A 9,244-nucleotide genomic window follows, 5' to 3' on the forward strand; every position below is an offset into this window, starting at 1 on the left:
CCGCCCGTCCTGACGGGACCACCGAAGAACCTGCCACAGGATCAATACCGAAGGAGCCACCCATGACCCACCTCCACTCGGGCACCGTGCGGCACGGACCCGGGCGACCCCCGATCAACCGCGCGAGATGACGCCGAGTGATACCCGTGAACAGCTGATGCGCCGGCACCGCTCGATCGACCATGAACGCCACAGCCGGATCATGCCAGCTGCCGGACACGCCTCACCCGCTGTCCCGCACCAACTCGTAAATGACCGGGGCCAGGACGCTGTCCTCGCCCGCGAACGCACTGCTGGCACAAGGTCTCGGTCCGCTCCGGGAGGTCATTCGTCGCCGTTCACGCCCACCGGGCAGTTGTCCCGGAGAAGGCGTCCCGGGGAACATCGCCGGGACGCGCATCAGTGTCGCTTCGAGCGAACGAGAGGACGACCGAGCATGATCAGCATGGAACACGCCACTCCCCCAGTCGTGGAGCAGTCGGTACTCGAAGACCTGCGCGCACGCCTGCGCAGCTACCGCCGGGTCGATGTCCCCGCCGGGTTCGGTTGGGCCCGCGGTGTCGACGGTGACCGCCTCGCGGACCTGATCTCCCATTGGGCCCGCTCCTACGACTGGCGCGAGCACGAAGCCCGGATCCGTGCCCTGCCCTGGGCCCTGGCAGGCCTGGCCGACGCACCGGTGCGGGCGGTCCATCTGCGAGCCGCGCGCACCGACGCACCGCCTGCCCCTACCCGGCCCCTCCTGCGCGCGCTGGCTCGACGGGGCCGAAGCCGTTCGTGCCCGCTGGCAGCGCCTCGTCCGGACCCGCCGGGCCGACCTTGGCATGGGCGGGTAATCCGTCTTCGAGTTCAAGGTGTCAGGTCGAGGACGCGGACCGGCTCGCCGGTCCGCCGGTCGGGGGCGGTGGTGGCGATGGTCGTCCCTGTTCGCCCCGATCGACTGGTTTCGGCCTGAACAACCGCTGCTCTTAAGTCAGTTGACCCGATCTTCACGCGCGGCACGTCCCACCCACGGCAGCATACGCAGAGAACTCGTACGACTACTCAACGCGATGAAGTGGGGGATGATGGCCCGCCAGCCGAACCCGGATCTCACCAACACCCTGACGATGCTCCACACCGCCGTCGTCCACACAGACAAGAACATCCGGGACGCGCTCGACAAGAGCGTCGAGAAGCTGGAGTCGGTCGGCCGGGCCGCGCATGAGAAGACGACAAAGGAGGTCGTCGACGAACTCGGCCGGATGCGCGCCAACTTCCGTGACGTCTACAACAAGCTGAACTCCAGCGGAGAGTCGCTCAACAGCACCGTCCACGACGTCGTCGCCCAACTGCGCACCGAACTACGCGAGGTCCGCGTCGTGCTCGCGGATCTGACCCCGCCCGAACCGCCCCCGCTCACCAACCAGCTCTCCCCCACATCGGCCGAGCAGCAGACATCCGTGCACGCGGGCGACCACCGAGACCCTGACGCCGCACCCGTCACCACCCTCACCGAGTCGGACGGGCGCCTGGAAGACAGCGCCCTCCACGCCGCGATCCCCGCGCAGCGCTCCGCCGAACAGGAGCCGGGCTCTTCGCCCAGCCCGGCTCTGCCGGTCGACGTAGTCCGCCAGGCCGTCCGCGAGGTCCTCAGCGAGGAACTCGCCCCGGCGCTCACCGTGCTCACCGCCCCCGTCAGCTCCGACGACAGCCCGGTCAGCGACCAGCAGGACGCCTCGGACCGCCTACGCGAAGCGGCCGGAGAGATCAAACAGGAGCTCGACACCGCCCTGGCCGAAACCCGGTCCGCATTCGCCTCGCTGCGGCAGGAAATCGCGGACCTGCACGCCGCCGTGGAAGAGCTACGGCCACAGCCGGACACTGCTGCCGAGACCGCAGTCGCCGAAGTGAGCCAGGAGCACAGCACCCTGCTGAAGACCGCGGCCCGCGTCTCCTCCGCCAGCCTGCTGTGCCACCGCGACATCTGGGAGTTCATCACCGCCCACGCGGGACGTCACCCGCACTTCCGGGTACCACCGAAAGTCGCCGACGAGGGAGATGAGCGGATCCGCGCCGCCCTGTCCGGCCGCTCCCTTATCGCCCTGCTGATCAGCCTGGACTCCATCAAGCACACCGCCAGCGACGGCGACGGCGACCAGGAACTCGCCGCAACGCTGTACGAGCGGATCGAGGAGAGCCTGACCGCCCTCACCCCCAGCGGCCAGCCGGTCACCATCACCCTCGACGACCGCACCTCTCCCGCCGCCCCGGCAGCCGCGAGCCGCGCCGAGGCAGACGACAAGCCGGAGCATCCTGACACCCCACCAGACGATCATTCCGGGCATTCGGGCGGCTGTTGTCACGCGGACGGCGGCCGTGACAAGGCCACATGACAGGGCGCGTGACAGCCAAATCGTGACGCTCGGTGACCATGACACCGATCGGAGCGGGCCTTCCTCTGACGCTGACCTTCCGATTGCCAGGAAATTGGACAACCACTACGTTCCTGCCATTGATATTGGACCGAAAGGGCTGGGGGCACTGGCTCTCGCGTGGGGGGCGCCCACGCTATAGGCCTTTGACCTGGACCTACTCGTGTATTACTGAGGTTGAACTCGTGGTGTCGTAGGGGCTGATGGCTCGTCGTCCGTGCGGTATCACCGGGGCATGCGGTATCCACAAGGAGGCGGGCTGACTGCCGAACGGCAGCAGTTCCGCGTGGAGTTACGGCTCAAGGCGGCCGAGCGGTTCGCCCAGGGCGAGGCGAGCTCGGTCATCGCCAAGGCGCTGCGCGTCAACATCCGCTCGGTACAACGGTGGCGGCAGAAGTGGGAGGAGGGCGGTACGCGGGCCCTGCGGTCGCAGGGGCCGGCATCGTTGCCGAGGCTGAGCCAGGAGCAGTTCGCGCAACTGGAGGCGGAGCTGGCCAAGGGGCCGGCCGCGCACGGCTGGGAGGATCAGCGCTGGACACTGGCGCGGATCAAGTCGGTGATCGGTCGGCGCTTCCACATGACCTACACGATCCAGGGCGTGCGGAAACTGCTGGCGCGTAACGGCTGGTCATGGCAGGTCCCGGCCCGACGCGCCATGGAGCGGGACGACGAGGCGGTGGCCGGGTGGGTCAAGGAGGTGTGGCCCTGCGCGGAAGACTCGCGGCGGCTCGTGGAGCCTGGCTCGTCTTCGAGGACGAAGCCGGATTCTCCATGACGCCGCCGCACGCGAAGACCTGGTCACAGCGCGGCCGGACCCCGGTGGTGCGGGTCTGCGGCCGCTCCCGCAGACGGATCTCCATCGCCGCGCTGACCTGCTACAAACCCGGTCACCGCTCCAGGCTCATCTACCGGCCCCGCCATGACGACGGCCGTCGCGATGGGCGCAAGAGCTTCTCCTGGCGCGTCTACCGGGACCTGTTGATCGCAGCACACCAGCAGCTCGGCGGCCCGATCGTGCTCGTCTGGGACAACTGTGAGACTCATGGGGCGCCGTTCGGAGCCATGGGCCTGACCCGTGGGACAACTGGCCAGCCTGCCTTGTTGAGGATCTGTCGGCCTGTGGCTCCGGGCGGTGCTTGCTGCCGCCGGACCGGCGAGCGTGTCTCGATAGGGGCCTTGCCGCACAAGGCACCAACGTCCACAAGGCCGCCGACCTGCAAAAGTTCGCCGAGGCCCGGGACTGGCTGGCCATCTACTACCTGCCGCCCTACGCACCCGACCTCAATCCCGTCGAGGGGATCTGGCCCCTCCGGCGACGCGGCTGGCTCTCCAACGTCGCCTTCAGCACCCCCGAACACCTCGTCCAGCGATCCGGCGCGGCCTACCGCAGCCACCTCATAGACGGCTGCCTCGCCGAGACCGGCCTGACAATCAGATCCACCTGAGCAACCCGGCCACACCACGAGTTCAACCTCAGTCATGCAGGGCGACCGCGAGTGCCTCGGCCAGGGTCACGGGCGGCCGGCCGATCAGGCGGCGCAAGTCGCCAGAGTCGGTGTACATCTCGCCGCGGTTCATGCCGCGGTCAGCGTCGGCGAGGACCTCCGCAAGCTCGGCGGGTAGGCCCGCGGCGGCCAGTACCTGGGCGAAGTCGGTCACCGGGAGGTCAGCGTAGGTAACCTGCTTTCGGGCCGCAGCGGAGATCGCGGCGGCGAGCTCACTCAGGGTGAAGGATTCGTCGCCGCCGAGCTCGTACACGGCGCCGGTGTGGCCTTCAGTGGTGAGGACGACCGCTGCGGCCTCGGCGTAGTCGGCGCGGGATGCGGCGCTGATCCGCCCCTCGCCTGCGGCGCCGACGACGGCGCCGTTGTGCAGGATCTGCGGCAGTTGGCTGGTGTAGTTCTCCAGGTACCAGCCGTTGCGCAGCAGCACGCTGGGGATTCCGCGGTCCCGCAGATATGCCTCGGTCTCGCCGTGCGTGGCACCGATGACGGTGGTGGCCGTGTCCGCGTGTGTCGTGCTCGTGTACGCCACCAGCGACACGCCTGCGGACGCCGCAGCGTCGATCACGCGGCGGTGGTTGGCGACCCGCTCGTTCACAGGGACCGAGGCCGAGATCAGCAGCAGCCTGTCCGCCCCCGCGAATGCCTCGGCCAGGCCGTCGGCATCCGCGAAGTCGGCGCGGCGTACCGTGATGCCTCCGTCGGCCAGGTCCTTGATCGTGGCGATGTCCCGGCCGGTCGCGATGATGTCCGCGGCCGGGATCCCGCGCCGCAGCAGTGCCTCGACGGTGAGCCTGCCCAGCTGGCCCGTGGCTCCAGTGACGACGATCGGCATGATGGTCATTCCTTCCTTCCGCGCGTGCCTCACACGCCTGCCGCAGTTCCGTCCGCGGCGGGATGGAACACAGAATGACCTGCACACTCTCTGTTGGGGAGTAGCCACTTCTTGGTATGGTACTTACCCGACCGATAGCATTGAGGTGAGCCCTATGGCTGCTGTCGAGAACGTGAGCGGGCCCACACCGTCATTCGATCCGTACGAACGCGGGTGCCCGTCGCGGGACCTGCTTGACCAGATCGGCAGTAAGTGGGCGGTCCTCGTGCTGGGCGAACTCGGCCGGAACGGGACCTCCCGGTTCGGCCAGCTCCGGCAGGCGCTGGCGGGCGTGAGCGAGAAGATGCTCACCCAGACGCTGCGCACCCTCGAACGCGACGGGCTGGTCAGCCGGACCGTCTACCCAGAGGTGCCGCCGCACGTGGAGTATGAGCTGACCGCGCTCGGCCAGACGCTGCGGGAACCGCTGAAGGCGCTCACGGAGTGGTCCGTGCTGCACATCGAAGAAGTCATCACCGCCCGCGAAGAGTACGACGACCGCACTGAGCGCACCCGGTAATCGCGGCGGCCGACAGTCTGGTCATAGACGGCTGCCTCGCCGAGACCTGCCCGACAATCAGACTCACCTGAGCAACCCGGCGACACCACGAGTTCAACCTCAGTAGCGGCACAACCCCCGGCGGCCCGGGGCGGGGTGGGTGTGCGGACGGCCCCGCCTGTGGGGCAGGGCAGGGCCGGGATACAGCGTGGTGGTCAGGGGCGGCCGGTGACGCAGGTACCCGCGAACCGGCGAGGTCGGTCAGGGTGGCGGGAAGCACAGAAGCCGACGGGATCGGTGCGGACTTGGACGATCCAGGGGTCAGGGCCGACGGCATAACGGCCGCTGCGGAAACCGCGTTCTCGTCTGTCGCAGCCATGCCATACGCTGCCCTGCAGCGGCCGTGCCCCGGACGCCATCGCCCTCCGGGGCGTGTCTGGGCGTTGCGCGGCGCTCTCGACATCACTCGGCCCCTGGCCGGGTTTCCTCGTGGGGGTACACAGCACTGTGGGTACACGCAGCATCTCCATCGCGACAGCGCTTGCGGTCGTCTTCAGTTCGGCGGCACTGACCGTCGTGGTTACGGCCGGTTCCGCGGCGGCCGTGACCGTCGGCTCGTCCTGGGGCATGGTCGTGGACGGGGCCCGCCACCGCGTCTTCATCGGCGACGACACGCGGGACAAGGTCGTCGCCGCGGACTACAACGGCAACCTGGTCGACTCGGTGAGCGGTATCGACGGCGTCGCCGACCTGGCCCTGTCCGAGGACGGCTCCACCTTGTACGCGGCTGCGCGCGTCAGCCACGAGATCGTGGCTCTGGACCCGGCGACCCTCGACGTCAAGGCCCGGTACCCCGTGGCCGCCGGTTCCGGCCCGCTCTACGTCGAGGCCACCGGGGGCAAGGTCTGGTTCACGTACGGCGAGTGGGACGGTCAGACGGAGTCCGACCTGGGGTCGATCGACCCCGCCGTGGACCCCGCGAGCGGGGACGACCCGGTGTCGCTCGGGCAGCTCCCGCTGCACAACCACGGAGTCACCGGCCCCGCCATCCTCGACACCGACCCCTCCGCGCCGGGCCTGCTGGCGGTCGGTCAGCGGGATTTCTACGACTCGGGCAAGCAGCTGCTGGCCGTCGTGGACGTCTCCGGACCCGCACCCCGGCTGATCGCCTCCCAAAGCGGTGGCCCGACGGTCTACGTCAACGATGTCGACCTCCTGCCCGGTGGGCCGGCGGTCCTGGGAGGCGCGACGAAGCGGTACTCGTACGCTGACGGGGCGTTCACCGAGACCGCCTCCTATCCGTACGGGCAGCGCGCCGACGTCGCGCCGAACGGCCTGGTCGCCCAGGTCGGCCCGGTCGGGGACTACCGGGTGTCGGTGTACCGGCCCGGCGAGAGCAAGGCGGTGCGCACCTACGCGCTCGACGCGCCCCATGTCGCCTGGGCCCCGGACGCCTCCCGTCTCTTCGCCCTGGTATCGGGCCCTGGCGGTGACACGCTCAAGGTGCTCACCAACCCCGCGCTGAGTGTGCCCGCGATCACGGTGAACGCGCCGTCGACAGCCACCCGCGCCAAGCCGCTGACGGTGTCCGGCAAGGTGACGGCGACAGTGAAGCTCCCGGCCGGGGCCCAGCTGAAGGTCACCCGCACCGACATGGAGTACCCGAACGGCAAGACACTGCCCGCGGTCACGGTCAAGGCGGACGGCACGTACTCCTTCTCCGACACCCCGTCCTCCGGCGGTACCGTCACCTACCAGGTGTCCTACGCGGGCGACGCCGAGCACACCCCGGCGAGCGCCTACGACAAGGTCGCGGTCTCGCTCGCCACGCCGTCGCTGAGCCTGAACAACAACGGCAAGATGTACGCGTACGGCGCCAACGTGCCCTTCACCGCGCACCTGGGATCGACCTACAAGAACCGCACGGTGGAAATCTGGGCCGACCCGTTCGGCTCGGACCGCTCCAAGAAGCTCATCAAGTCCGGCACGGTCAACTCCCACGGCAACATCTCCGCCGTGGTCGACATGACCCGCGACACCACGGTCTACGCGGTCTTCAAGGGCGACTCGCACTACAAGCCGCGCACCGAGAAGGTCACGGCATACGCCAAGGTCCGCGTCTCCACGGCCGTCTCCCGCCACTACAAGACAGGCAAGATCGGCTCGACGACGTACTACTGGTTCCACAAGAAAACGAACCCGCTTCTCACGACGACCATGACCTACTACCCGGGCCGCCACCAGCGCTTCGACCTCCAGGCCTACTACCAGGGCTCCTGGCACTCGCTGGACTCGCAGTACTTCGCACTCGGCACCAACGGCAAGTCCGTCGTGGAACTCGGCGCCCCCGGTGAGGCCGGCGTCAAGGCCCGTATGCGGTCCGTCTACGTCAACGGCTCGTCCGGCGACTCGGTGAACTCCACGACGTACGGCGGCTGGAAGTACCTCTACTTCAGCAACTGACGCCTGGATCCACCCCGCTCGGCCATGGCTTCGATGCCCGGGACCAGCAGGTCCAGGGTGAAGCCGAAGTCACGGCCGGGTATCCCGGCGGCCTTGACGACGTCGTCGGCAGGGCGGTGCGAGTACGGCGGCGGCATCCGAGCGCCCGGCCGGCGGCGTACGGCCCGACACGGCACGGTGAACGCGGGCCACCAATGGGACAGCTCAGCGGCGGCCGGCTCGGAGCTGTCCGGCCGATCATGTGTCTGTCGCCTGCTCGGTTACTGTTGTGGGCCGCTCGGGTTCCGCCTGACGGGCTTCCAGCGGGAAGTGGATGGGGCTGAGCAGGTATTGCGCTCGTTCGGGGCTCGGCTGGTTGGCAAGTTTTGGAGTGATGGCCGCGCGCAGCTCACTGATCAGTTCCTCCAGTTCCGCCGGGCTGAGCCAGAGTGCATGCTGCCGGTAACCGACCCGATCGACTCCCTGCGGCTCACCGAACACCTCGCGGTCGAACTGTGCGCCTACCTCTTCCAGCGATTCGGCAGCGATGCCAACCGGCGCCGCGACTGGCTGCTCGACTTCGGCGACCAGGTCGCCCGCACCCAGCAGCACGCGCACCCCGCCGGCCCCACCGCGATCGAAATCCTGTCGGCCGTCGCCGACGACTTCACCCCCCGCCCGGACGGGACCGCCGGGGGGCAGAGCGGGAACGGCTCACCCACCTCGCCGTGCCCTGCCTGGGATACTCCGCCCCGACCACGAGGCGGAAGACGCACGCGAGATCACCCTCACCCTCACCCTGTGGGCAGGCCCGCAACTCGCCGCACTCCTCGACCACGACTACAAGCAGATCAACGCCTACACGAGCGCGCGGAACTGATCCGCGCCGGCAGCGGGCGCCTGCCGCTTCCATGGCCCGGATATCGCGGCAGGGTCGGACTGTTCACGGATTCCGGCAGCACAGGGCCTGGCGGGCCAGGACCAGGGGATTCTGAAGGCGTGGCCCGCGTTCGGTTCTGCTTTTCCTGCGGGGCCCGGTTGCCGCGAAGCGTGTCGGCCAGGCGAGTGGAACGGCGACAGGCGCATGATCGGGCTGTTGACCTGCCCAGAGCGGATGTGAGACAGGCGTCGAAGCGCCTCGACAGGGTTGGTCCGAAGACCGCGGACACCTCTGACCGGGCCGGGCTCAGCAGCAGGCACGTGGCATGGATGTCGATCGCGGCCGGCGTGGGCGTCGCCAACATCTCCTACGTGCAGCCGCTGCTGCGACCGCTGGCCACCTCGTCGTGGGAGGTGCCGTACGCAGTGCGTCGCGGCGACACCGGCCGTGCGCTGACGGACAAGCGCCACCGGTGCACCGGTTCTAGCGTTGCGGCATCCCAAGAAACCGGATGAATGCGGTCGAACCGGCGGTGCCCGGTCCGCCTTCCCCCGCACAAGCCGGCCCGGTTCCAGCCGTGGCCTTCACCGAAGGAGCAGACAATGAGTGATCCGAAGAAGGTCCTGTCCGACC

8 protein-coding genes and 2 pseudogenes are annotated in these 9,244 nt (G+C 68.8%); 7 read left to right on the plus strand and 3 right to left on the minus strand.

All coding sequences use genetic code 11. The features are described 5' to 3' along the window. Positions 1 to 445 precede the first annotated feature (445 nt). The 4 genes and pseudogenes from AQJ11_RS46440 to AQJ11_RS28840 all read left to right on the plus strand — a co-directional run. A complete protein-coding gene (locus AQJ11_RS46440; RefSeq protein WP_107120897.1) occupies positions 446 to 955 on the plus strand; it encodes an epoxide hydrolase N-terminal domain-containing protein in 510 nt (169 codons plus the stop codon). A gap of 97 nt (positions 956 to 1,052) precedes the next feature. Then, complete coding sequence (locus tag AQJ11_RS51310; protein ID WP_244218382.1) at positions 1,053 to 2,375, plus strand: hypothetical protein; 1,323 nt, start codon at positions 1,053 to 1,055, stop codon at positions 2,373 to 2,375. A gap of 274 nt (positions 2,376 to 2,649) precedes the next feature. After that, positions 2,650 to 3,446, plus strand: a pseudogene (locus AQJ11_RS28830) (winged helix-turn-helix domain-containing protein); the annotation flags it as partial. A 158-nt stretch (positions 3,447 to 3,604) separates the two neighbouring features. Further along, positions 3,605 to 3,859: pseudogene (locus tag AQJ11_RS28840) on the plus strand (transposase); the annotation flags it as partial. A 28-nt stretch (positions 3,860 to 3,887) separates the two neighbouring features. Here the strand turns inward: AQJ11_RS28840 and AQJ11_RS28845 are convergent. Continuing rightward, positions 3,888 to 4,760, minus strand: a complete 873-nt coding sequence (locus tag AQJ11_RS28845; protein ID WP_079082443.1) for an SDR family oxidoreductase — start codon at positions 4,758 to 4,760, stop codon at positions 3,888 to 3,890. A gap of 145 nt (positions 4,761 to 4,905) precedes the next feature. On the opposite strand from AQJ11_RS28845, the gene AQJ11_RS28850 reads away from it, so the two are divergent. Next, the gene (locus AQJ11_RS28850; protein WP_041664925.1) at positions 4,906 to 5,310 is read left to right on the plus strand and encodes a winged helix-turn-helix transcriptional regulator; all 405 of its coding nucleotides are present in this window, start codon (positions 4,906 to 4,908) and stop codon (positions 5,308 to 5,310) included. A 486-nt stretch (positions 5,311 to 5,796) separates the two neighbouring features. After that, entirely contained in the window at positions 5,797 to 7,752 is a 1,956-nt protein-coding gene (locus tag AQJ11_RS28855) for a YncE family protein (protein ID WP_063807698.1), read from the plus strand. Here AQJ11_RS28855 and AQJ11_RS49320 read toward each other — a convergent pair. Continuing rightward, positions 7,737 to 7,889, minus strand: a complete 153-nt coding sequence (locus tag AQJ11_RS49320; protein WP_159061696.1) for a hypothetical protein — start codon at positions 7,887 to 7,889, stop codon at positions 7,737 to 7,739. The two genes, AQJ11_RS28855 and AQJ11_RS49320, sit on opposite strands and share 16 nt — an antisense overlap. Positions 7,890 to 7,989: 100 nt before the next feature. Then, positions 7,990 to 8,349: a hypothetical protein gene (locus AQJ11_RS50415; protein WP_059265107.1), complete on the minus strand. Its 360-nt coding sequence runs from the start codon at positions 8,347 to 8,349 to the stop codon at positions 7,990 to 7,992. Between the two features lie 591 nt (positions 8,350 to 8,940). Between AQJ11_RS50415 and AQJ11_RS28865 the strand changes: the two genes are divergently transcribed. Beyond that, positions 8,941 to 9,126, plus strand: coding sequence for a hypothetical protein (locus AQJ11_RS28865; protein ID WP_159061697.1), 186 nt, complete (start codon positions 8,941 to 8,943; stop codon positions 9,124 to 9,126). Positions 9,127 to 9,244 lie beyond the last annotated feature (118 nt).

The sequence above is a fragment of the Streptomyces corchorusii genome, assembly GCF_001514055.1.
Taxonomy (GTDB): domain Bacteria; phylum Actinomycetota; class Actinomycetes; order Streptomycetales; family Streptomycetaceae; genus Streptomyces; species Streptomyces olivaceoviridis.

Coding starts and splice junctions, on each gene's coding strand:
- AQJ11_RS46440 (WP_107120897.1), top strand. CDS start 446: ATGGAACACGCCACTCCCCCAGTCGTGGAGCAGTCGGTACTCGAAGAC.
- AQJ11_RS51310 (WP_244218382.1), top strand. CDS start 1,053: ATGAAGTGGGGGATGATGGCCCGCCAGCCGAACCCGGATCTCACCAAC.
- AQJ11_RS28845 (WP_079082443.1), bottom strand. CDS start 4,760: ATGACCATCATGCCGATCGTCGTCACTGGAGCCACGGGCCAGCTGGGC.
- AQJ11_RS28850 (WP_041664925.1), top strand. CDS start 4,906: ATGGCTGCTGTCGAGAACGTGAGCGGGCCCACACCGTCATTCGATCCG.
- AQJ11_RS49320 (WP_159061696.1), bottom strand. CDS start 7,889: ATGCCGCCGCCGTACTCGCACCGCCCTGCCGACGACGTCGTCAAGGCC.
- AQJ11_RS28865 (WP_159061697.1), top strand. CDS start 8,941: ATGTCGATCGCGGCCGGCGTGGGCGTCGCCAACATCTCCTACGTGCAG.